The organism is Rhodoferax sp. BLA1 (genome assembly GCF_013416775.1).
GTDB lineage: Bacteria > Pseudomonadota > Gammaproteobacteria > Burkholderiales > Burkholderiaceae_C > Rhodoferax.
The window spans coordinates 418,193-441,250 of record NZ_SZVI01000012.1 but is presented as its reverse complement, the minus strand read 5'-3'; the positions used below and the strand labels follow the sequence as shown (position 1 = coordinate 441,250).

At 58.6% G+C, this 23,058-nt stretch carries 24 protein-coding genes; 11 read left to right on the top strand and 13 right to left on the bottom strand.

What is annotated here, in order from left to right; all coding sequences use genetic code 11:
* Positions 1–22: 22 nt before the first annotated feature.
* The gene (locus FDG13_RS14825) at positions 23–1,243 is read right to left on the bottom strand and encodes an efflux RND transporter periplasmic adaptor subunit (protein WP_180129172.1); all 1,221 of its coding nucleotides are present in this window, start codon (positions 1,241–1,243) and stop codon (positions 23–25) included.
* A 24-nt stretch (positions 1,244–1,267) separates the two neighbouring features.
* The gene (locus tag FDG13_RS14820) at positions 1,268–2,176 is read right to left on the bottom strand and encodes an alpha/beta hydrolase (RefSeq protein WP_180129171.1); all 909 of its coding nucleotides are present in this window, start codon (positions 2,174–2,176) and stop codon (positions 1,268–1,270) included.
* A gap of 181 nt (positions 2,177–2,357) precedes the next feature.
* Here FDG13_RS14820 and FDG13_RS14815 point away from each other — a divergent pair, with 181 nt between their 5' ends.
* The gene (locus tag FDG13_RS14815; protein WP_180129170.1) at positions 2,358–3,374 is read left to right on the top strand and encodes a LysR family transcriptional regulator; all 1,017 of its coding nucleotides are present in this window, start codon (positions 2,358–2,360) and stop codon (positions 3,372–3,374) included.
* Positions 3,375–3,400: 26 nt separating this feature from the next.
* Here the strand turns inward: FDG13_RS14815 and FDG13_RS14810 are convergent, their stop codons facing one another.
* From FDG13_RS14810 to FDG13_RS14785, 6 genes are all read right to left on the bottom strand, one after another.
* Entirely contained in the window at positions 3,401–4,345 is a 945-nt protein-coding gene (locus FDG13_RS14810) for a glyoxylate/hydroxypyruvate reductase A (RefSeq protein ID WP_180129169.1), read from the bottom strand.
* 13 nt (positions 4,346–4,358) lie between these two features.
* Positions 4,359–5,120 carry a class II aldolase/adducin family protein gene (locus tag FDG13_RS14805; RefSeq protein WP_180129168.1) on the bottom strand — a complete coding sequence of 254 codons (762 nt, stop codon included), beginning with the start codon at positions 5,118–5,120 and terminating at the stop codon, positions 4,359–4,361.
* Complete coding sequence (locus tag FDG13_RS14800; protein WP_180129167.1) at positions 5,117–6,670, bottom strand: amino acid ABC transporter permease/ATP-binding protein; 1,554 nt, start codon at positions 6,668–6,670, stop codon at positions 5,117–5,119. Before FDG13_RS14800 ends, FDG13_RS14805 begins: the two co-directional genes overlap by 4 nt.
* Before the next feature lie 27 nt (positions 6,671–6,697).
* A complete protein-coding gene (locus tag FDG13_RS14795) occupies positions 6,698–7,507 on the bottom strand; it encodes a transporter substrate-binding domain-containing protein (protein WP_180129166.1) in 810 nt (269 codons plus the stop codon).
* Between the two features lie 92 nt (positions 7,508–7,599).
* Positions 7,600–8,691, bottom strand: a complete 1,092-nt coding sequence (locus FDG13_RS14790) for an isopenicillin N synthase family oxygenase (protein WP_180129165.1) — start codon at positions 8,689–8,691, stop codon at positions 7,600–7,602.
* The gene (locus FDG13_RS14785; protein WP_180129164.1) at positions 8,688–9,545 is read right to left on the bottom strand and encodes a sugar phosphate isomerase/epimerase; all 858 of its coding nucleotides are present in this window, start codon (positions 9,543–9,545) and stop codon (positions 8,688–8,690) included. Before FDG13_RS14785 ends, FDG13_RS14790 begins: the two co-directional genes overlap by 4 nt.
* Before the next feature lie 151 nt (positions 9,546–9,696).
* Here FDG13_RS14785 and speB (FDG13_RS14780) point away from each other — a divergent pair, with 151 nt between their 5' ends.
* Together speB (FDG13_RS14780) and speB (FDG13_RS14775) are read left to right on the top strand one after the other, a co-directional pair.
* Entirely contained in the window at positions 9,697–10,746 is a 1,050-nt protein-coding gene (gene speB, locus FDG13_RS14780) for an agmatinase (protein ID WP_180129163.1), read from the top strand.
* Between the two features lie 147 nt (positions 10,747–10,893).
* Positions 10,894–11,883: an agmatinase gene (speB, locus tag FDG13_RS14775; protein ID WP_180129162.1), complete on the top strand. Its 990-nt coding sequence runs from the start codon at positions 10,894–10,896 to the stop codon at positions 11,881–11,883.
* On the opposite strand, the gene FDG13_RS14770 is transcribed toward speB (FDG13_RS14775), so the two are convergent.
* On the bottom strand, positions 11,846–13,387 hold the full coding sequence (locus FDG13_RS14770) for a PLP-dependent aminotransferase family protein (RefSeq protein ID WP_180129161.1): 1,542 nt from the start codon (positions 13,385–13,387) through the stop codon (positions 11,846–11,848). The genes speB (FDG13_RS14775) and FDG13_RS14770 overlap by 38 nt on opposite strands.
* A gap of 268 nt (positions 13,388–13,655) precedes the next feature.
* Between FDG13_RS14770 and FDG13_RS14765 the strand changes: the two genes are divergently transcribed.
* Complete coding sequence (locus tag FDG13_RS14765; protein ID WP_180129160.1) at positions 13,656–14,573, top strand: EamA family transporter; 918 nt, start codon at positions 13,656–13,658, stop codon at positions 14,571–14,573.
* Positions 14,574–14,720: 147 nt separating this feature from the next.
* On the opposite strand, the gene FDG13_RS14760 is transcribed toward FDG13_RS14765, so the two are convergent.
* Together FDG13_RS14760 and FDG13_RS14755 are read right to left on the bottom strand one after the other, a co-directional pair.
* Entirely contained in the window at positions 14,721–16,133 is a 1,413-nt protein-coding gene (locus tag FDG13_RS14760) for an FAD-binding oxidoreductase (protein ID WP_180129159.1), read from the bottom strand.
* 3 nt (positions 16,134–16,136) lie between these two features.
* On the bottom strand, positions 16,137–16,538 hold the full coding sequence (locus tag FDG13_RS14755; protein ID WP_255435265.1) for a nuclear transport factor 2 family protein: 402 nt from the start codon (positions 16,536–16,538) through the stop codon (positions 16,137–16,139).
* A gap of 356 nt (positions 16,539–16,894) precedes the next feature.
* Here FDG13_RS14755 and FDG13_RS14750 point away from each other — a divergent pair, with 356 nt between their 5' ends.
* A complete protein-coding gene (locus FDG13_RS14750; protein ID WP_180129158.1) occupies positions 16,895–17,827 on the top strand; it encodes an ABC transporter substrate-binding protein in 933 nt (310 codons plus the stop codon).
* Here the strand turns inward: FDG13_RS14750 and FDG13_RS14745 are convergent.
* Entirely contained in the window at positions 17,794–18,141 is a 348-nt protein-coding gene (locus FDG13_RS14745; protein WP_180129157.1) for a hypothetical protein, read from the bottom strand. The two genes, FDG13_RS14750 and FDG13_RS14745, sit on opposite strands and share 34 nt — an antisense overlap.
* Between FDG13_RS14745 and FDG13_RS14740 the strand changes: the two genes are divergently transcribed.
* The 6 genes from FDG13_RS14740 (at position 18,140) to FDG13_RS14715 (ending at position 22,477) form a co-directional block, all read left to right on the top strand.
* Entirely contained in the window at positions 18,140–19,036 is an 897-nt protein-coding gene (locus tag FDG13_RS14740) for an ABC transporter permease (RefSeq protein ID WP_180129156.1), read from the top strand. The two genes, FDG13_RS14745 and FDG13_RS14740, sit on opposite strands and share 2 nt — an antisense overlap.
* 3 nt (positions 19,037–19,039) lie before the next feature.
* On the top strand, positions 19,040–20,002 hold the full coding sequence (locus FDG13_RS14735; protein ID WP_180129155.1) for an ABC transporter ATP-binding protein: 963 nt from the start codon (positions 19,040–19,042) through the stop codon (positions 20,000–20,002).
* Positions 19,999–20,757 (top strand): ABC transporter permease, encoded by a 759-nt coding sequence (locus tag FDG13_RS14730; protein WP_304621517.1) that lies wholly within the window; start codon positions 19,999–20,001, stop codon positions 20,755–20,757. The genes FDG13_RS14735 and FDG13_RS14730 overlap by 4 nt, the downstream gene beginning before the upstream one ends.
* A gap of 203 nt (positions 20,758–20,960) precedes the next feature.
* Positions 20,961–21,668 carry an RpiB/LacA/LacB family sugar-phosphate isomerase gene (locus FDG13_RS14725; protein ID WP_304621516.1) on the top strand — a complete coding sequence of 236 codons (708 nt, stop codon included), beginning with the start codon at positions 20,961–20,963 and terminating at the stop codon, positions 21,666–21,668.
* Between the two features lie 90 nt (positions 21,669–21,758).
* Positions 21,759–22,172 (top strand): hypothetical protein, encoded by a 414-nt coding sequence (locus tag FDG13_RS14720; protein ID WP_180129154.1) that lies wholly within the window; start codon positions 21,759–21,761, stop codon positions 22,170–22,172.
* A gap of 95 nt (positions 22,173–22,267) precedes the next feature.
* On the top strand, positions 22,268–22,477 hold the full coding sequence (locus tag FDG13_RS14715; protein WP_180129153.1) for a hypothetical protein: 210 nt from the start codon (positions 22,268–22,270) through the stop codon (positions 22,475–22,477).
* 137 nt (positions 22,478–22,614) lie between these two features.
* Here the strand turns inward: FDG13_RS14715 and FDG13_RS14710 are convergent, their stop codons facing one another.
* A complete protein-coding gene (locus FDG13_RS14710) occupies positions 22,615–23,025 on the bottom strand; it encodes a hypothetical protein (protein WP_218942739.1) in 411 nt (136 codons plus the stop codon).
* Positions 23,026–23,058 lie beyond the last annotated feature (33 nt).

The following is a 23,058-nucleotide window of genomic DNA, read 5'->3' as shown; positions in this document are numbered from 1 at the left end:
GGGCTCAGGTTTAGATGTCCGTTCATGACTTCGCTGCCACCAACACGGGCTTGCTCAGCTCAGCCTTGGCACTCATTTCCACGAGCTGTGGCGCAACCAGCGAGCCCGGACGAATACGCTGCAGGCCGTTGACAACAATGCGCTCATTGGCCTCCAGCCCCTGTTTGACGATGCGCAGACCATTGACGGAGGCGCCCAAGCTGATCTCGCGGTAGATCGCCTTGTTGTCGGCGCCGACCACCAGCACGAATTTTTTGTTCTGATCGGTGCCCACTGCACGTTCATTGATCAACAACGCCACCCCCTGTGTGGACTGGCCCATGCGAATGCGTGCAAACTGGCCGGGCATCAGCTGGCCGTCCGGGTTATCGAACACGGCCCGGGCGCGGATCGTGCCGCTTTTGGGATCCACCTGGTTGTCCACCAGTTGCAGACGACCTTCAAAAGGTGTGTCGGTGCTGGCCGCCGTGCCCATTTGCACGGGGATCCGGTCGAGCTTGCGCACACCCTTCACTCCAACGTCTTTTAATGCTTTGGCGACCACCTGCTCGTCGGCGTCAAAACTCGCATAAATCGGGCTGACCGATACCAGAGTGGTCAACACCTGCGCACCAGGGCCGGCAGCAACCAGATTGCCCACCGTCACTTCCAGCTTGCCGACGCGCCCCGCCACGGGTGCCCGAAGCTGCGTGTAACCCAAGCTAAGTTGGGCTGTCTGCAAGGCCGCCTGGGCCGCACGCAAATTGGCATCGGCTTCACGCTGGCCGTTGACACGTTCATCAAGTTCACGTTTGGAGATCGCCTGTTCACTCCAGAGACGCTGTGAACGTTCCTGCTCACCCCTGGCTTGTGCAACCCGGGCCTGGGCGGCCATCACCTGAGCCTCGGCACGCTGCACGTCGGCGGCATACGGCGCCGGGTCAATGCTCAGCAGCAACTCCCCCTTTTTGACCAGCGCACCTTCACGGAAGTGCACGGCCTGGAGTGTTCCAGCCACTTGCGAGCGGATGTCAACCCGCTCCACGGCCTCGAGTCGGCCTGAAAACTCGTCCCAGGCGGCCACCTCGCTTTGCACGACGGTGGCCACAGAAACCGGTGTTGCCGGCGCCTGGGCCGGTGTGCCGGGTTGGGCTTGGGAGCTGGAGACACCCAGCACGGTGGCAGCAACGCCCACCACGGCCAGAACGGCCAAAGCAACGGCCAGCAGACGGTGTCGGGAAGTAGTGAGTAGAAGGTTTGGCATGGTAAATATCCTCGAAAAGTGAAATTAAGAAACTGAAACAGGGAGCGAACAAACGGGCTTGTATGAGGATTCCTCCGCCACACGACCTGAAAAACTCTGGAAAAAATCGCCAAACTGTTGCTGCACGGCAGACGCCCAACTCGCTTCATGTCTGGTGGGCTGCAAACAGCTGCCCGGCCAACCGGTTGGGCCAGGCAACACAGCGGCATGCACCAGGCGCCCGGCGCCACGCAGGCGTTTGGCATAGGCCAGCGATTCGTCACGCAAGGGGTCATCTTGCGCAGTCAGTAACAAAGTCGGTGGTAGCGCAGACAGGCGCAAAGCGGTACCCGGTGCCGCATAGGGATGGCAGGCCTGGTCCAGGCGCGATAGGTACTGATGCCAGCCATCGGCCCAAGGGCAGCCAACTTGGCCGGCATCTGCACGGCGCAAGGACGCGGTGGCCATGCAGGGGTCCAACATGGGAGACAGCAAAATTTGCCCGGCCAATGCGGGATGCTGCTGGTCGCGCGCCATCAGGGCGACGGCGGCAGCCAAGTTGCCCCCGGCTTCTTCACCCGCGACAAAAAACAACGCATCCTTACCCACCAGCTTGTGGCGGGTTTTCCAGGCCCACAACAGCGCCGCATATCCGGCCTCGACCGCCTGAGGAAAAGGCTGGGCAGGTGCCAGCGGATAGTCGATCGACACAACAACCGCCCCGGCCTGGGCCAACAGGCGCGCAATGCAGGAGCCGGTATCGAGTGAACCGGCCACAAAAGCACCTCCATGAAAATGGATCACCAAGGGTGTTGGCCCAGCGGCGACCATAGCCTTGCGCAGGCGGTAGATGCGCACAGCCAAGGGTCGATTCAGCAAAATGTTGATCTGTGTATCCACCTCTTGCAGCTGGTCGGCAGACATCTCTGGAGCGGTGGTGTGAAGGCTTTGCATCAGGTTGAGCCGTCAGGCGGCACCCATTTGTTGCGATGCGGCAGAATGTAAAGTCACCAGGCAAAACAATAAATAGCCCATTTACTTATACTTTGTTTCACAAAAGAAACAATCAACCCACCTTGGTAGCGGCCTGACCGTTCAACCGTTTGAGGTGAGTCCTCAACCCAACAGGATTTCCATGGATAAGTTCTCTGCCATGCAGGCTTTTGTACGTGTCGTGGAGGCAGGTACCTTTACCAAAGCCGCCGATTCGATGCACCTGCCCAAAGCCACGGTCACCCGCCTGATCCAGGATCTGGAAAAAGAGCTGGAAACCAAGTTGCTCAATCGGACAACCCGCAAAGTCACCGTGACCGTTGATGGCGCGTCCTACTACGAGCAAGCCTGCCGATTGCTGGACGAGGTGCATGAGCTTGAGGCCAGCATGTCACGTGCCAAAGCCAGCCCGCGTGGCAAATTGAAGGTAGATATTCCATCGTCCCTGGGCCTGGCCGTCATCATTCCGTCGCTGCCGGACTTTTACGCGCGTTATCCAGACATCCAGTTGCATCTGGGCGTCAGCGACCGACCGGTCGATCTCCTGGCGGAGAACGTGGACTGCGTGGTCCGCGCTGGCGCCATCACCGACCAATCGTTGGTGGCTCGGCGGATTGGGGAGTTCTACATCATGGCGTGTGCTTCACCGGCCTACCTTAAGCGCCATGGTGTGCCGCAACACCCGGACGAACTCAAAAACGAACATCAAATGATTGGCTATATGTCGCCGCTGACAGGCAAACTGTTTTCTCTCAAGATGCAAAAAGATGGCGAGCTGGTTGAGGTTGGCGGGCAACACCAACTCGCGGTGAATGACTCCAGCGCGGCTGTCGTGGCGGGTCTGTCGGGTCTGGGCGTCCTGTTTACCTCGACATTCATGGTGCAGCAGCACATCAGCAGCGGTGTTCTGGAGCCCTTGTTCACCGGCTGGTGCACCGAAGCCAAACCGATCTACATCGTCTATCCGCCAAACCGGCACCTCAGCAACAAGGTACGCGTCTTTGTGGACTGGATTGCCGAGTTATTTGCCCAACATGATTTGATGAACCGCAAAAGCTCTTTGCCCCCAGAGATGTGCAGCGCATGGACAGCGGCTAAGGAGTCATCGGTGGTCATGCCCAAAAATGCACAACGGGAACAAGCTGCGGAAACCGTCTGACCGGACTCCATCAGGTACCAACAGACTCAATAACCTGCGTCTCGATCCATCACATGCTCTGGCACATGGCCTAGGCCGACCTTGCAGGTGTTGTCAAGCACCTGCCGGACGATCGTTCGATCAGAGGCAGAGGAAGCCATGTGAGGGGTGATGATGAGTCCTGGATGGGCCCACAAGGGGTCCGTGGCAGACAAGGGTTCGGTGTCGAACACATCCAGCAAGGCGCCACGTAACTGGCCGCTATCAAGCGCTGCCAGCAGGTCAGCCATCACCACATGTTCACCTCGCCCGGCATTCACAAAAGCAGCACCAGGCTTCATGCGGGCGAAAAAATCCGCGCTGCACAGGCCCCGCGTTTGCGCTGTGAGCGGCAACAGGCAAATCACCAGGTCCAGCCTTGACAGAAAGCCTGCCAGCGCAGCTTCCCCCGCACAAGTGGAGATGCCTGGCACGGTGTGGGTACGACGAGACCAGGCAGACACCGCAAAACCCGCACCGTGCAAGCAGGTTGCAACCTGCAGACCCATGCGACCGAGTCCCATGATGCCCACCGTGAAGTCACAGGCTGGTGTTTGGGGCGGCATACGCCACAGACTTTGGTGCTGCTGCGCGGCCATCTGGTCAAATCCACGGTGGAAATGCAGGGCGGCCCACAACATGTACTGAGCCATGCCACTGGCTTGCTCTTCGTCCACGATACGCGTGATGGGCACGCTGGCGGGCAGATCCGGGCAACGCAGGATGTGCTCAACACCGGCACCAATGGACGCCACCAGTCTCAGATTGGGCAGATGGCCGAACAAACCCTCTGGGGGATGCCAGGCGGCTACCGCCAACACATCAGTGGGGTCAAAGGGCTCGGGCCACAGGATCACTTTCAGGTCCGGCATGCGCAAGCGAGCTTCGTCAGCCATCTTATCGGCGAGAACCCGCAAGTTGTCGGTGGCGCTGCAAACCAGCAGGGTCGGCATCAGTGTGTTCGCCTTAGTTCTTGTAGCTGGCGTCGCTGCGGTCCAACTGGCGCAGCCAGGCAGCCCAGATCAGCGGGCGCTCGTGCTGCGCACGCAGCAACTGCTGGCGCACATGCTCACTCACTGCGGGCGGGATTTCGGTCACCGCACCGGCGCTGCTGTGTAAAGCGGCCAACTGCGCACATGCCAACTGGATTTCGCAGGCACGGTTCAGGTAATACATCACATAGAACGCATCAGCGACCGCGGGCCCCACACTGAGTAAACCGTGGTGGCGCAAGATCAAGGCAGCCTTGTCGCCCAAGGCCGCCTGGATGCGGCGGCGCTCCTCCAGGTTGGTGGCAACACCTTCATAAGCGTGGTAACCAACACCTTCATAAAACTCGGCAGAGATCTGATTCAACTGCAACAGGCCACGCTCACAAGCCGCCACCGCCATACCGGCCAGAGTGTGGGTGTGGATCACGCAATGTGCGTCTTCTCGCGCCATGTGCACTGCACTGTGGATGGTGAAGCCAGCCGGGTTGAGTTTGGCATCACCCTGCACGATGTGGCCCTGCATGTCCACCACAATCAGGTCACTGGCCCGCACCTCGTCAAACATCAGGCCGAAGGGGTTGAGCAAAAACCGCTCGTGACCGTCGCGGGAAGGCAAACGCACCGAGAAGTGGGTGTAGAGCGTGTCGTCCCAGCCAAAGCGCGCAGCCAGTCGATAGGCTGCCGCCAGGTCTTGGCGCAGCCGGGTCTCGTCTGCGGCACCGATGGTCGTGTTCATGCTTGGCCTCCGGTACTGTCTGCGGCGCTGGACAGACCCATGAATTTGCGCACGCGTTGCAATATTTCATTTGGATTGGGTTGGCTGCGCAACACCTCAGGCGATACGTCCAGTTTCAAATGCCCCCCTTCCATGAACACCACGCGGTCTGAAATATTGAGCGCAAATTCCATTTCATGTGTCACGATCAGCATGGTCATCCCCTCCTTGGCCAGGCTCTGGATCACCTTGAGCACATCGCCCACCAGTTCCGGGTCCAGCGCCGAGGTGGGTTCATCAAATAACATGATGTCGGGCTGCAAGGCCAAGGCTCTGGCAATCGCCACACGCTGCTGCTGGCCACCCGAGAGCTGGTGCGGGTACTTGTAGGCATGGGCCAACAAGCCGACCTTGTCCAGCAGGCCCAGTGCCACATCGCGCATCTGGGCTGGGTCTGCTGCACGGTGGTAGTGTGGTGCCATCAGGATGTTGTCCAGTACCGTGAGATGGGGAAACAAATTGAAGTTCTGGAACACCATGCCAATGCGCCGTACGCCAGCGCGCACACTGCGGTCATGCGGGTTGTCGCCCGCCTTCAGGTAACTTTCCCCAAACAGGATGATCTCGCCAGTTTGGATAGGTTCGAGTGCATTGATGGTGCGAATCAAGGACGTTTTCCCCGAACCTGAAGGCCCAATCAGGCAAATCACGTCACCTGCGGCCACTCTCAAATGGATGTCATCAAGCACCGTGTGCTCACCATAACGCTTGGTGATATTGCACATCTCCAGTGCCAATGGGGCACCGGGCTCGGGGCCAGACGCATGAACAAGGGCTGGCGTCGCCAGACTGGCACGCAACTGTGCACACCGGCTGTCATCCAGCGTGCTTGGTTGGCGACGCTGCAGATCCAGCCGACGCTCCAGCCAGTGGAAGGCGGCACCAAACACCGAAACGATCAACACGTAATACACCGCCACAGCAAGCAAGGTTTCCATCACCAGAAAATTCTGGCTGTAGAGGCGTTGCCCGGTCATCAGCAGCTCGGGCAGAGAAATCACCGAGACCAGTGAGGTCAGCTTGATCACGGTGACATATTCGTTGACCAGCGTCGGCAGGGAAATACGAAAGGCTTGCGGCACCACAATGCGCGCCTGAATACCCAGAAATCCCAGCCCCAAGGCTCGACCGGCTTCGCGCTGCCCCTTGGACACCGATATCAGGCCGCCGCGGTGGATCTCGGCCATGTAGGCGGTTTCCGTCAACACCAAAGAGATCAGGCCCGAGATGAAAGGAATGGCCAGCAACGGTCCGGCTGATGGAAATATCTGCGGCATGTTGAACACAAAGACCAACAACACCAGCAGAGGCACGCTGCGAAAAAACCAAACGTAGACCTTGGCCACGTAGCGCAGAACGGTCAAACTGGACAACTCGGCGCTGGCCACACCAAAACCCAGCCCCAGGCCTATCAGCCAGGACAGGGTGCCCAACTCCACCACGGTGACCACCGCACGCCAGAACATCGCCATTGAAAAGAGCGAGAAAAAATAAGTCCAGTTCAGTTCCATGGAAATCCTCGGTATGCGGCGGGCAAATTACTTGGCGGCGACAGGCGTCAAGTCGTACTTCTTGATCAGGGCGTCGTATTCACCGGTCTTGTGGATCGCAAGCATGGCTTTCTCGAACTCCTTCAGCAGTGCGGTGTTGCCCTTTTTCACATAGATCCCCAGAATTTGCGGGTACACCGTGGCAGGCGAGCTGACCACAATGCGGCCATTGCTCTTGGCGGCAAAAGCCTTGGCTGCAGCGGCCACTTCAATCTGGGCCTGCACGTTTTTGGACATCAAGGCCTGGGACACTTCAGGCGCGGTCGGGAACTCGGCCACCGTGACTGGTGGCTTGCCGTTGGGGACGCAGTAGTCGGTGGACAGGGTCTGGAGTTTTTTCACCCAGCTGGTGCCCGACTGCAGACCGACCTTGACACCACACAGATCGTTCTCGGTCTTGGGCTGCACCCCATCTTTGCTGGCCATGATCAGGGCGCCCATGCCAGCGTAAGGCACGGCGTCGGCAATGGCCAGGCGCTCGGCGGTGATGTACAGGCCAGAGATCACAGCATCATGCTGACCACTGCCCAGGCCCAGCACCAGACTGGCGAATTTGGTGTCGGTGATGACAGGCTTGAGTTTCATCTCACGCGACAGCAGCACCGTTAATTCCGGGTCGAAGCCGACGATCTTGTCACCCTCATACGACTCGAAGGGAGGGTAGGAGGCCTCCAGGGCAACCTTGATGGTGCCGGGCACCGCAACTTGGGCCTGTACATGCAGGGCGGCGCCCAGCAGCAAGGTGCCAAAAGACAGGGACAAGCCAATGCGACGTGCCGTGGTGGAAAGCTTGAACATGGTGAAAACTCCTAAGGGTTGAGAAAGAGAAGCGCGTTGAAGAAATCGGGTTGGTCGGTCTGGCCTCGCATCGATACGGGGTTCGGAGTCCATCAAACAGTCTGGGTCGGGTGATCGGTGTTGGCGCCCTCCTTGAGAAAGTTGCCAAAGCTGGACGGCTGGCGTGCGCCGTCAGGCAATTGCAGCTCACCCAAGCGGCGCTTCTCACCCAGATAACGGTAGGTCTGCATCGCCATGCTCCACATGTGCTCGCCAATGCTCAGCTCCTCATACAAGGGTGAGGCGTCGGCACGTGCAAACTGCGGCAGCGGGCGTATCCGCGTGCCGTAATCACAGGCAAAAAACAGCGGGAAGGAGTAGCGCTCGTGCTTGACCTTGCGTACCCGATGTGAGGTGGCAACAAAGGCGCCAGCGGTCATCACCTCCAACATGTCACCCACGTTGATCACATAAGCTTCTTCACCATCGATCGTCAAAGGGGGCGCATCAATCCACTGGCCACGGTTGTTGAGCACCTCCAGTCCGGGTTGATCAGCCAGAAGCAAGGTAAAACATTCGTAGTCGGTATGTGCACCGATACCGGGCGTGTCTTCGGCGCTGCTGTCCACCGGGTAGTGAATCAGGCGCAGCTTGCTGGGCGGGCAGGTCACATAGGCATCAAAAGCGTTTTCTTCTTGCCCCAGTGCCAAGGCAAAAGCGCGCAACAGATGCAGACCCAGATCAAACACTGCGGCGTAATAGGTTTGCACCGCCGTCTTGAAACCAGGCAGCTCGGGCCATTTGTTGCCGCCAATCAGTGGCAGCCCTGCCAACACCATGGGGTGGTCATCTGCCGCCTCAAAGCCAATGTCGTAAGCCTCTTTGTGGTCCGGCTTGCCCGCGCTGTAGACCTCTTCCCCCTCCGGGACAAAACCTTTGTGGCCACGACCAAGACCGATGTAATAACGCATCTTCCAGTCCAGGTCTCTGGCATAAAAATCGGCGGCGGCGGTCCGCAACGCTGCAATCTCCTGGGCCGCTATACCGTGCCCCGTGATGTAGAAAAAGCCAACGGTGCGTGCCGCCTCTCCAATGGCACGGGCCACTGCCTGGCGTTCGTCCACATCAGCGCTGAACAATCCCCGCACATTGACCAAGGGCAGGCTCGAAAAATCTCCACGCACGGGGGAAACAGCTGTACTCATGCAGACTCCTGAAGTGTGTCGATCCAAGCATCAAAATGCCTGCGCTGGGTCTGGGCCATGCCCAGGTTCAAGTCCCACAGGTCGGCAACTGGCATCCTGGTAAACGGCAGCAAATGGGTATACCCATCCGGGCCGAATTCGGGCGTTAAGGTGCTGCCGTGGTAACCGCGAGCGCGGTGGGACACCCAGATCGCCTGCCAGACCTGTTGATGAAAGGCCAGCTCCTTGGCGTACTCAGGCGCTTGCACATGGGGCACCTGCGGCCCCTGGTCGTAGCCAACACGCGCCTGGGTGTGATGCACCCGATCAATAAAGGGCTGCAAATCGTCCTGAGCATCGTTGAGCAAACGCTCGCAAACCACCACCCAGTGGCTGATGTCAGCGGTAAAACGCAGTTGCGGCAGCTGCTCAATCAAGGCCAGCGTGACCCACGGGCTGTAGAGCGAGCTGCCCCGATGTGTCTCGAAGCTACAAACCACACCAGCGACATCAGCCAAAACCTGCGCCCGGCCAAAAAAATCTACTTGCTGCGCCAAAGGCCAGCGGTCGTTGCCCGCCAGCACATTCAAAAACCTGGGCTGCAGGATCCCAGCCGTATCCAGGGCCAATTGCAAGCGGTCCAGATGTTGCTGCGCCTTCCACCCCTGATCGGGCACCACGTCACCCCCGGTAAACACCACGGCGATGTATTGCAGCCCCTGCTGCTTGAGGTTATGGGCCATGGTGCGTGCCTCTGTGCCGTTAAGCGGCATGCGCGCCTCTACACCCGTTGCGCCCATCTGGCGAACTTGTTCGGCGCAGTGACTCCAGTCACCCTGCCAGCCCCAAAGTGACTTGAACAAATCCAGTTTCATGAAGTAGGTTTCTTTGAAATCATTGACCTACATCAACGCAAACTGCGTGCCAAGCCACTTCAAGACCCAGCCATTGGGTTGAATTGCCTTGCGCTGGAACAATCCTTGCGTCTGGTGCCCTACTCCAAACAACCAACAAAGCGAGATTTCTATGGCCTTGAACAAAGCACAGTTGGACGCACTGCGCGCCAAGTACAGCGGCACGGCGGCAGACATGCACGACCCGCGTTTTGCCCAGGTGGCCGCCAGCATTTTTTCGGAGGGCGGCACCCGTGCGGCACCGTATGCCGGTGTGCCTTCGCTATTGGCCGCACCGCTACGCGCCGTGGATGGCACCAAACCCGACTTTGGTGATCTGCAGGTAGCACTGATGGGTGTGCCGATGGACCTGGGCGCCAGCAATCGGCCCGGTGCACGCTTTGGCCCGCGTGCCCTGCGAACGATTGAGCGCATTGGCCCCTACAACCATGTGCTTGACTGCGCACCGGTGCACAGCCTGCGTGTGGCCGATGTGGGCGATGTGCCGTTTCGCAGCCGCTATAGCCTGCCCATGAGTATTGAGGACATCGAGGCCTGGTACCAGCAGGTTGTAGACCAGGGTGTGATACCCCTCTCGGTGGGTGGTGACCACTCGATCACCTACCCCATCCTCAAGGCCATCGGTCGTCAACAGCCCGTGGGCCTGATCCATTTCGACGCCCATTGCGACACTGGCGGTGAGTTTGACCAAACCCGCTTTCACCATGGTGGCCCGTTCCGTTTGGCGGTGCTGGATGGGGTGCTTGACCCCACGCGCTGCATTCAGATTGGCATCCGCGGCTCGTCCGAATACCTGTGGGAATTCTCCAAAGACTCAGGCATGACTGTGGTGCACGCCGAAGACATCTCGCGCCTGGGCACAGCCGAAATTGTGCGCATGGCACGCGAAGTTGTCGGGGACGGACCGGTCTATATCACCTTTGACATTGATGGGCTGGACCCGGCCTTTGCTCCGGGCACCGGCACACCGGAAATCGGCGGCATGACCACCCGCGAAGCGCTGGAAATATTGCATGGACTCAAAGGTTTGGCGATCTGTGGGGGCGACGTGGTCGAGGTAGCGCCCCAGTACGACAGCAGCACCAACACGGCCCAGGCCGGTGCGCAAATGCTGTTTGAAATTCTGAGCCTGATGGTGTCCAGCCCGCGGCTCAAACCCTAGGGCCGCACAAGCCAAGTGCACCCAAAAGCATGCACTGCACTGCATTAGGAAGGCGCTGGCACCCACTGGCACCATCACTTGGCAAAGTCTGGCCTCATACCACCTGCTCATGACAGGTTACAAACCGAATCACACAAGGAATCACATATGTCAACCAATCCATTTCACCCCATCACCGGCTCCGTCATGCCACGCTTTGCTGGCGTCGCCACACTCATGCGCCTGCCCCTGGTCGCGATGGACGACGCCATGTTCCAGGAGGTGGACATCGGCCTGGTAGGTGTGCCCTGGGATGGCGGCACCACCAACCGACCCGGCGCACGCCACGGGCCGCGTCAGGTGCGCGACATCTCAACCATGGTGCGCAATGTCAACCGCGCCAGCGGCATCAAACCTTTCTCGATTTGCAATTGCGCTGACTTGGGCGACACACCTGTCAACCCGGTGGACCTGATGGATTCACTGGCGCGCATTGAAGGTTTTTTCAACAAACTGCAGGCCGCCGGTATTGCGCCACTGTCGATTGGCGGCGACCATCTGGTGAGCCTGCCGATTTTGCGCACGCTGGCCAAGAACGGCCCGGTCGGCATGGTGCACTTTGACGCCCATACGGACACTTGGGACGGCTATTTCGGTGGTTTCAAATACACACATGGCACACCGTTCAGGCGCGCCATCGAAGAAGGTGTGTTGGACCCCAAACGCACGGTTCAGATCGGCATACGTGGCGCCCTCTACAACGATGCCGAAGACACCTGGGGCCAGGAGCAAAGCATACGTGTCATCGACATCGAAGAATTCCACCAAATGGGCATCGAGGCCGTGATCGCCGAAGCCCGTCGCGTGGTTGGTGATGGCGAGACCTACGTCAGTTTTGACGTGGACGCACTCGACCCGGTCTACGCCCCAGGTACCGGCACCCCTGAAATTGGCGGCCTGACCACGCTGGAAGCACAGCGCCTGGTGCGCGGCCTGCAGGGTCTGAACCTGATTGGGGGTGACGTGGTGGAAGTCTCGCCCCCGTTTGATCCCAGTGGCAACACCGCTTTGGTGGCAGCCACCATGGCATTTGAAATTCTGTGTGTGCTGGCCGACAGCATCAGCCGCAAGAAGGCTGGCGCGTCTCCAGCGTTTTGACAGCGCGGGCCAGAGCGGCAATGCCTGCATCAATCTGGCCCAGGCCAATCGACGAGATGCGTAACCTGAAAAACGCGCAGGGTTTGGGCGGCTGCATAAAAAACACCTCACCCGGCTCAATCAGCACACCAAACTGTTGGGCCACCTGGGCCAACGCCGTCGAGTCGATATGTGATGGCGCCTCCACCCAGAGTGAGGCGCCACCATGCGGCAGCTGAAACCGAAACGCTGGCAGGTGCTGCTGCAAGGCCTCACCCACACGAACCAGGCGTTGCAGCATCTCGGCATTCACCCGCCGGGCGTGGGTTTCATGGTGACCGAGCGACAGGTACATGGCATAGGTGTGCTGCAGAAAAGCGCTGGGGTGGCGCAACATGGCGTGACGGGTTTGGCGCAGGGCTCCAATCAACTCTTTGGACGCCACGATGAACCCCAGACGCAGTGCAGACGACAGGCTTTTGGAGATGGAGCCGACATACACCACGCGCCCCGTCTGGTCCAGGCTTTTGAGCGCTGGCATGGGTGTGCCTTCATACAGATTCTCGGCCTCGTAGTCATCTTCGATGATGACAAAGTTCTGCAACTCGGCCTTGCGCAACAGCCATTGACGACGTTCCAGACTCATCACATGGGTGCTGGGGCTTTGGTGTGATGGCGTGACAAACACATAGTCAAGCTCTGGTAGCCCTTCGACGACCAGGCCTTGCTCATCCACCTCAATGCCCAAAAAGCGTGGGGCGCGTGTCGCCATGCTGTTGCGCGCATGCGGGTGACCGGGCTCCTCCAGGCCAACACGGGTCTGTGTGTCAAACAGGGCTTCGGCCAGCAAGCTGTAGGCATGTTGTGAACCGCTGGTGATGAGGATTTCTTCTGGCAAAGCGAACACACCCCGCGCAGGCAGCAAACGCTGGCGGATTTGTGCAACCAGATGCGCCACGTCGGCAGACTCCAGGTCATGCGTCCACTCTGGCAACTGGGCACGACTGGTGGTGAGCGCACAGCACTCGCGAAAGCCCTCTATGGGAAAGCTCTTGTCATCACTGGCCCCATAGACAAACGGATAGGGGTAGTCCTGCCAGCGCGCAGGTTTGCTCAGACTGCGCTCGTGTCCCCGCGAACGTACCACGCGCGCGCTCCAGTCGGGCGCCAGTTCGACGCGTTCCTGAGGTCCGCGAAACGGGTCATTGCTGGCCGCAGCCAAGTCAACCATCAGTGGCCGTGCGTTCAAGGCCACGAAGACGCCGCTGCGCAGGCGCGACTCCAGATAACCGTCATCCATCAACTGCTGGTAGGCCGCCGTCACGGTGTTGCGACTCAGCGCCAACAACTGCGAGAGCACGCGCGACGAGGGCAAGGCCGTGCCCGGCGTGAGCCGCCCGGTCAGAATGGCCTGCACGATGCAGCCGCGCAAACTGGCCTGCAGCGACATACCGCCAGCCCGGTCAGGCAGACGGAACAACTGTTCCCATTGTGGTGTGCTGGTGTCGGGCGGTTCAGCAGACATGGGTTCTTTTGGGGTGCGGTGAGTGCGTGTCATGACGTCGAGAACCAAGCAACTATCGCACCACAAGCACGATCAAGGTGCCACGTGCGCTCTCATTGCGGTGCACGGGTGCGGTACGAACTGCCCGCTGGCATGGCAGGTAGGCAACATCTGGCTCTTGGTCGGGCCGGGTGGTTTCAATAAGCTCGTCAGATGCCCACGATGGCGCCACTTCGAGACCCACACATGCCTTCTTACACCTTCAGGTCCTGTACTGTCCCACTGCCTGATGTCCGATAACCACGCCTTCTCACGACTGGACTACCTGACGGCCTTGGCCGTGGTGGTGATCTGGGGTCTCAACTTTGTGGTCATGAAGGTCGGGCTGCCCGGTCTGGGCCCGATGCTGCTGGGCGCACTGCGCTTTGCCGCTGCGTCCTTGCCTTTTTTGGTGTGGGTGCGCCGTCCCAAGGTGCCCTGGCGCTTTGTTGTGCTGTACGGACTGGTACAAGGCGTGGGCCAGTTTGGTCTGCTGTTCACCGGCATCTCATTGGGCATGACGGCGGGCATGGCCTCGGTGGTGATGCAGGCACAGGCTTTTTTTACCCTGCTGCTTGCCGTGCCCTGTCTGGGTGAACGCGCCCGCGCTTACCAGTGGCTGGGCCTTTTGCTGGCGGCCATGGGTCTGGTACTGTTAGCCACCGTGCACGGCAGCCAGCCTGGGCAGATGACGCTGATTGGCTTCTTTTTCACGCTGGGCGCAGCGCTGATGTGGGCCACCTCCAATCTGGTGGTGCGCTTCATGGGCCGAGTATCACCCGCCTATGACCCGTTCGCCTTCATCGTCTGGAGCAGTCTGGTGCCCATCCTCCCGTTTCTGGGCCTGGCCTTTGCCCTGGATGGTGTCCAGCCCACGCTGCAGACCCTGTTGCACCTCACGCTGCGCCAGTGTCTGGCGGTGGCCTTTCTGGCGCTGCTGGCCACCTTGCTCGCGTACACGCTGTGGACCGGCTTGCTCAAACGTTTTCCAGCAGGCCGGGTGGCACCGTTCTCGCTGCTGGTGCCGGTGGTCGGCCTGCTGGCCGCTTACTTGGCTTTTGGTGAACAACTCAGTCAGCTGCAATTGCTGGGCACAGCGGCGGTATTTCTGGGGCTGGTGGTGAACCAGATGGGTGGACGCTTTGTGTCACTTCTCGCCAAAGCTTGAGCAGCCAACGCCAAAAGCACCAAAAACAAGAGCACATTACCCAATCAGAATAAGGGCTAAGGCCATATTTGGACCTTAACCTCAGCGCCGTTCACCACGCCGGGCCATGGCATCGACGCCTCAAGCGTGGTGGTGAATCAGCCTGATCTACAGCTTCTCGTCCCGCAGCCAATACCACTTGTACAAGAAGTACTGGCCAAAGCGACGAAACGGGGCAAAAGCCTGTGAACGCACCGCGTTGAACAGATTGGGGTACTCCAGCGGCGAGTTGTAGATGGGCAGTGAAAACACCGCCTGCCCCGCGTCTTTGCCCGCCACACGCTCGGCCAGGCGCTTGCCAGCCCAGGTGGAAAAAGACACGCCGTTGCCACCATAACCCACGGCATACCACACCGTTTGCTGTGGGTCTGGGCGGGCAATGCGGGGCATCAGGTCATGGCTGACATCGACCCAACCCCACCACGAGTAGTCAATCTGTATGCCCGCAAGCGGCGGAAACTTGCGCGCAATGGCGTCGGTCAGCAGCTTGAGGTGGACCGGATCTTGCGCGTCGGCACCACTGATGGCGCTGCGGCTGCCGATCTGCAGGCGATTGTCTTTCAGCAGTCGGTAATAAAACCGAAGGGTGCGGGTGTCGGTCAGAAACGTGTGCGAGCAAAAATTCGTGGCTGCCAGCTCGGCACTGGTGAGTGGCCGGGTCACCATCGAGTTGGACAGGATGGGCAGGATCTTGTCGCGGGTGTGCGGGCTCAAGGCCTGGCCGGTGTAGCCGCCGGTACAAACCGCCACGCGCTTGGCACGCACGCTGCCAGTAGGCGTGCGCAAGGTATGGATGCCATCGGCGCCGGTCTCCCAGCCTTGCACCGGGCTGGCCGGATGCAGCTTGACACCCAGGGCGCGTGCCTTGCGGATCAGGCCGAAGGTGAACTTGAGCGGGTGAATGCCCACCCCTTCTGGTTCTTTCATCGCGCCCAGCTGTTCGCGTTCATCACAATAGTTGCGGCGCACTTCGTCGGCACTGAGCAGCTGGGTGTCATAACCAAATATCTCGCGCCGCACACGGGTTTCGTTTCGCAGGTAGTCCAGCTTTTTGGCGCGATGGGCCAGGTACAGGTGCCCGCCGTCAATCGCATCACAGTCAATACCGCTGGTCAGCGCCTTAAAGTTCTCGAACCCGGTGCGGATTTCGGTGTCCATTTTCTTGGCTACATCCAGGCCCCAGCGCTCGATCCACTGCGAGCGAGTGAGCCGCCCACTGGCGTTTTGCCCCTGGCCGCCGCTGCGGCTAGAGCAGCCCCAGGCAGACAGATTGGCCTCCAACACCACCGCCTGGATACCGTGCTCCTGTGCCAGATACAGCGCGGTTGACATGCCGGTGGAACCGGCGCCGATGACCACCACATCGGCCACGGTGTCGCCCACCAGGGGGCCATCATCGTCCGGCGGCGCCCCCGCGCTGGCCACCCAATAGGTGGGCGCATAGTGGCTGCCGGTGCCGGGGTCTTTGGCAACCAGTGGGTCGTAGTGCGGGTTGTAGGCTTGGCTGGCGCTTGTGGTCATGGCTCAGGCCTTTGCGGGACTACTAGGGCGTGCCTTGCGAAAGGCCTTCTTGCTCTGGATCTTGCCGTCCTTGAATGCAAAAACGTCGACACCGTCGGTTTCGATACGGCTGCCGTCAAGCCCCGTGCCGACAAAGGTCCATTGCGAAACACCAAAGTCACCCTGCACAAAGTGTTGGCCGTTCAGCCACTGCGCATCGGGCACGGCCTGCCAGGCGGCGGCAAAGGCACGGCGCACCGCTTCGCTGCCGACATGGCGGCTGCCAAAAGCCTCTGGCCCTGCTGCGGTTTCAAACACGCAGTCCTCTGTCATGAAAGACATCAGTGCCTCCACATCATGCTGGTTCCAGGCGTGGCTAAAGGCGGCCAAAGTGGCTTCGGTGACTGGCGGAAATACGTTCAACAAGATGGGCTCCAGGACAATACTTGGCGCGAAGCTTAGGGATCTTTGCAGCGCCAAGGTAGAGCCAGAACGGGGGATTCCATGCAGCCAGTGACGGTAGCTTTTCACAACCTCCCGCCCATGTTGCAAAAGAGCAAATCCCTGGCGCCTGCTCTATCTCAATAACAACTACCATGAGGTACACCACGCGCGTCCGGAGTTGCCTTGGTACCAGATCTCTACCCATTGCCACGCCGGCCGTACTGGTTATTTGGATCAAAACGGAGGTTTTTGGATACCCGGCTACGCTTGGTGGATTCGCTACCGTTTGCGACGACCTGGTTCGATTCCGATGTATTTCACTTCAACAAGGACACAACATGACAGCTTCAATTTCACGTCGGGCGTTGACCTTGGTTTCGTTGACGTCAGCGCTGCTCACAACGTCTATCTGGGCACAAGATGCACCGGTGCGCGTCGGCTCCAAAATCGACACAGAGGGTGCCTTACTCGGCAACATTATTGTTCAGGTACTGGAAGCTCACGGCATCAAGACTGAAAACAAGGTACGACTGGGCAATACAAAAATAGTGCGCAGTGCTCTCGTCGCAGGGGAAATCGACATCTATCCCGAATACACCGGCAATGGGGCCTTCTTTTTTTCGGACGAGAAAAATCCTGCCTGGAGAAATGCCCAAGCTGGTTTTGATCTGGTCAACAAACTCGACTCTGAGGTGAACAAGATTACCTGGCTGGCTGCGGCACCAGCCAACAACACCTGGGCCATTGCGATCCGCAAAGACGTGGCCAACACCAACAAGCTCAAGACGCTGGCAGACTTGGGCCGCTGGCTGTCCAGTGGCGGCAAGTTCAAGCTTGCAGCATCGGCTGAATTCATTGAACGCTCGGACGCCCTCCCCGCTTTCCAGACCGCCTACGGTTTCAAACTCAGTCAGGATCAGTTGCTAACCCTGGCTGGCGGGGACACGTCCGTGACGATCAAGGCGGCCGCCGAAAACACCTCTGGCGTGAACGCGGCAATGGCCTATGGAACAGATGGGCCCGTTGCCGCTCTGGGCTTGGTGATTCTTGACGACCCCAAGGGCATCCAACCTGTTTACGCACCGGCCCCCATCATTCGAGAGTCCGTCCTTGCAAAGAACCCCAAAATAAAAGACATATTGGCGCCTGTTTTCAAAACCTTGGACGGCCCAACACTGCAGTCCCTCAATGCGAAGATTGCGCTTGAAGGCCAGGATGCCAAGAAAGTTGCTGCCGATTACTTGAAAGCCAAAGGCCTTCTCAAGAGCTGAACATGGCCAATGCCTGCACCCATGTCGCGTTTCTCCAAACCGTCTTCCCTGGTGATTTTGGTGCTGCTTGCCTTGCTGGTTCTGACTGGCCTGCCGCTGGTCAGTGCAGCCCCAAACCGTTTGCTTAGCGGCCAAGGGCTGAGCCTTTGGACAGTTTCTGAATCAACGGGCTCTCTCTGGAAAGAGAGCCTGCTGGCGCTGAGCTTGGTCTTCGTCGCCGCCATTGTTGGACTCTGCCACAGGTCTTGGCAGAGTTTTTTTTCTGCATTTGTATTGGTGGCTCTTGCTTCTGGCTCATGGTATTTGACTGCCATGTCGGGACAATTTGCGGCCGTAGCGAACACACAGACCGACGGTTTGGGCCGCATTGCTTTGTCGAGTGGCTACTGGCTGACGGTACTGATCGCGTGGCTAGCCGCAAACGATGCCTTGCGGCGTGTTCGGGCCACAACATGGGCACGCTACCTCTACTGGTTGTCTGTGCTTGCAGGGTTGTTGGGGCTGCTGGCCTGCGGCACACTTGACAGCCTGTCTCTACTCAAAGAATTCGCCAACCGCCAAGACGATTTTTGGCGAGCACTTGGGCAACACATTCATATCATCTCCCTCGTCACTTTTTTCACCTTGGTGATGGGTTTGCCCCTGGGGGTGGCCATTCACCGGCATCCCGCTTGGGCCAGCCGAGTCTTTCCCCTGTTGAACCTTGTCCAGACCATTCCTTCCATTGCCCTGTTCGGTTTGTTGATCGCTGTGCTGGCATGGTTGGGGAAATTGTTCCCCTTGCTGCCCGCCTGGGGTTTACAGGGAATAGGTCTGGCACCTGCTGTGATCGCATTGACCTTGTACTCGCTGCTGCCGTTGACACGAAGCACCAGCGAAGGACTCAGCCAACTGCCACAGGCCTTGACCGAATCCGGCAAAGCCATGGGCTTGTCAAACAGCCAATTGTTCTGGCAGGTGGAGTTGCCGCTGGCGTTTCCGGTGATTCTGTCGGGTCTGAAAGTGATGCTGATTCAAACCATTGGCTTGACCGCAGTTGCCGCCCTGATTGGTGCGGGCGGACTCGGTTCTTTGATGTTTGAGGGCTTGTTTAGCAGCGCGCTGGATCTGGTGGTGCTGGCCTTGATCCCCATCGTGGTGTTGACCTGGCTGGCCAACGGTGTTTTCACCATGCTGACGGCCCTCTCCCGCCCTTGGGTTCGAGCATAGGCCATGATTGAATTTGACAATGTCAGCAAGGCTTATGGTGAACACCCTGCCGTTGCCAATTTGAATTTGTCGATTGGGCAAGGCGAGTTTGTGGTCCTGATTGGGCCGTCGGGCTCGGGCAAGTCCACCACCTTGCGCATGATCAACCGCTTGGTGGAACATGACCGGGGTCGCATCCGCTTCGCAGGCCGCGAGATCCGTGATTTCACACCCGAAGATTTGCGCAGGCGCATGGGTTATGCCATTCAGTCGGTGGGCTTGTTCCCACATTGGACTGTCGAAAAAAATATCGCTACCGTGCCGCGCTTGCTGGCCTGGCCCAAAGACAAAATCAGAGCTCGGGTTCATGAGCTTTTGGAGCTGCTGCAGTTGCCACCCGCCGAGTTCGCCAAGCGCTACCCGCATGAACTGTCGGGCGGTCAACAACAGCGTGTAGGTGTCGCCCGTGCCCTGGCTGCAGACCCAGAGATTCTGTTGATGGATGAGCCCTTTGGCGCACTGGACCCGGTGACCCGCATCGTGATGCAGCGAGAACTCAAGCGCATTCATGCGCTCGCAGGCAAAACCATTGTGATGGTCACCCATGACATCGATGAAGCGCTCTTTCTTGCCAGTCGCGTGGTGTTATTGAAGGACGGGCAAATCGTTCAAGATGGCACACCACTTGATTTGTTCTCACACCCGGCCAGTGATTTTGTGGTGGACTTCCTGGGGCGTGCCGAACTGGGCATCAAGCGTTTGGGGCTCGGGTCTGTTCGCGAACATCTGCGTCCAGGACATCCAACGGGTGGCAAAGCGATTTCCGTTGATGCCAGTCTGAGAGAGGCACTTTCTGCCTTCATCGTGCAAGGCACGCCGATCCTGCCAGTGATCAACACCAACGGCAGTCACGCCGGAGAAATGCACTTTTCCGATTTATTGCTCCCCCGAAAAGATGCCGATCCAACCAAGGATCAGTCCGCATGAAAAAACGGCCAGCAGCAGACAACAGCCTGAGAACGACGGTCGTTCTGGTCACGCTGCTCATCCTGCTTGCGCTGTTCATGACGGAGTTGGAGCCGGTATTTCACCGCTTGTTTGCCATGCAAGAACGGCCCATGTACCGGCAAGAGTCCTTCATCAACCTGCTGGGCGCCCATGTGGCGCTGGTGCTGGTTTCTAGCGGTTCTGCCTTGGTATTGGCGCTGGCTGCTGGCATATGGGTCACTCGCGCGGGTGGGCGCGAATACCAAAGCACGGTGGAGTCGCTGGTGGCCATGGGCCAAACCTTCCCGCCGGTGGCCGTGCTGGCATTGGCCGTGCCTCTGATCGGATTTGGCGAACGGCCTGCCTACATTGCACTGGCTCTATACGGTCTGTTGCCAATGTTGCAAGCCGTGATCGCGGGGCTGGACTCCACACCGGAAGCTGTGGTGGATGCGGCCAGGGGCCTCGGCTTGAGCCAGTGGCAGGTCTTTCGATCTGTCGAAGTGCCGCTGGCCGCCCCAGTGATTCTGGCGGGGATACGCACCTCGGTCACGATCAATATTGGCACCGCTGCCATAGCCGCTACTGTGGGTGCCCAAAACCTGGGTTCGCCGATCATCATTGGTCTGAGTGGTTTTAATACGCCCTACGTTCTTCAAGGCGCCCTGCTCACGGGTCTTCTTGCCATTACCACTGACTGCGCATTTGAGTTTTTGTCCCGTCGCACACAACGCTGGAAACTGGCAGCTCAGTAGCTATTACAACCGCCGTACCACGTGCTTATGCGACGCTGGCAGGCCGTAAGCTCGAAATGGCCCGCATCGGGCAGACCCGCAGCGGTTTGATCGAAGACGCCTTGGTGGTCGCTGCAGGTGTGGCGGTTGTGGCCTTGGCGGTCCGACCGGAAAACGCTCGGTAATCACATCGACCCCTCGGGTGCTTGCAAAGAACAACGTCTTTGTTCATCTGGCAAAAGGTGAGGCCGCGTAAAATCGGCTGCTATTTAATCTGCATGAAAGCAATGACAATGAAAATCGCCCTGATCAATGAAAACAGCCAAGCCGCCAAGAACGACATCATCTTCAATGCACTCAAGACTGTCGTCGAGCCAATGGGACACACCGTTTTCAACTATGGCATGTACGCGGCTGATGACAAGGCGCAGCTCACCTACGTGATGAACGGCGTGCTGGCCGCCATTTTGCTCAACTCCAAGGCCGCTGATTTTGTGGTGACTGGCTGTGGTACCGGTATGGGCGCCATGCTGGCCTGTAACGCCATGCCCGGCGTGCAGTGTGGTCTGGTGATCGACCCGACGGACGCATTCCTGTTTGGCCAGATCAACGACGGCAATGCCATCTCTATGCCTTACGCCAAAGGCTTTGGCTGGGCTGCCGAACTGAACCTGCAAGATTGCTATCGCAAACTGTTTGAAGGCGAACGCGGTCTGGGCTACCCCAAAGAGCGTGCAGCCATCATGGCAAAAAACCGGGGCATCCTGTCGCAAGTGAAGGCCGTTTCCTGCAAGGACATGCTGACCGTCCTGAAAGAAATCGACCAAGACCTGTTGAAGGCTGCCATCGCTGGCGACAAGTTCCAAGAGTATTTCTTCGCCAACTGCCAGGATGATGCCATTGCGGCCTACCTGAAGACTGTGCTGGCCTGATTGTCTTCGTTGCCAGTCAAGGGGAGCCCAACGGCTCCCCTTTTCTTTTGCGGCGAGGCAAGCTCTGGCATAAAAAAGGAGGAACACAAAATGCTGTTAACTGATATCGCTGTCGAACACACACGGGTGTCCAAACAGAATGGGGTTCGTCAGACCTTCTTGCTGCATCCGTTTACCGATACGCAGCGAGACACGCAGGGCAAATTCGAGATCGTTCGTGATATTCGTGAGCCAGGGCTCAAAGAAGTGAAACGCTCAACCTTCGTGACGTTTCAACAATTGGCGGAGTTGTATGCAAAAGGCGTACTCGATGAGTTCGGATTTTCCGTTCGCATGTGTCCGGGTCAGGGCACCTACCCCGCTGCGAATCCCACCAAAAAGATACTGCCAACCAGTATCAGGCCAGGCTCACCGTTCGACCTGGCTGTTCAACAGGTGGACGTTTCAAAACCTGCTACTCGAGAATTGAGAACAGCCTTGCTGCGCACCAACGTCAAGCTTTAAAGCCAATCACTCGAAGCCCCATGCCGTCATCCTGCCTTGCGCGGCGATGGGTGCGAAAAAGTCCAGAAAATGCGCTATCAGATAGGGGAGTACCTGTGAATCCACCCGTTGCCCATACCGAACTCATCGCCACTTTCAAGCGGGCGCAGGCAGATGCTGCGCACAAGTTCGGATTGATCAAAGCTGCTGCGCAAAAGGGTCCCAAGGCCATCCAAGCGGCCACAGAAGCAGCAGCAAAGGCAGCCAAACGCAGGGACTCGTATGCCAAGAAGCTGGCTGCCTTGGGGGTGAGCCTCGAGGATTGAGCGCGGCCCCGCCTACTGCCCGACGCCAGTTACTGGCGACGGGCATTTACCGATACCAACTCCTTCCGCTTGTCGGCGGCAACACCTGGCTCAGTTATTGGTCGGCAGCACCACCCCGATGAATGCTTGACAAGCTTTCACAGCAACCCCTGACGATCAGCTTCATACCAAACGAATGGAGAAAGCTCCCTCAACGTTTGCACGTCCTTGTTTCTCAGGTACCGCGCGTAGTGCGTCATTCGCATCTCGCGATGGTATGTGCTATCCAATTTCAGCCTGGTAATGGATTTGCGAGCCGCTGCGATATCTGCCTTGTCGGTCAGTGCGCGACCTGGACGAATTTGACCAGTGGTCAAGACGAGTTCGAACGTATTTGGCACCAGCCCGATGGGATCAAGCACATCCTCATACTTGTTCTTGTTCCGGTTCGGCCCCAAGCACGACAGTCGGTAGTTGCCCCATTCGTAGGCTTGTGCAGCATCCTTTGACTTTGCAACGAAGTGGTCTGTTGAGCTGGCACCAGTGACCCATTCAAAGTAGATGGCCAAGTAAGCGCAAACGCCCGAATAGGCTGTCCACAA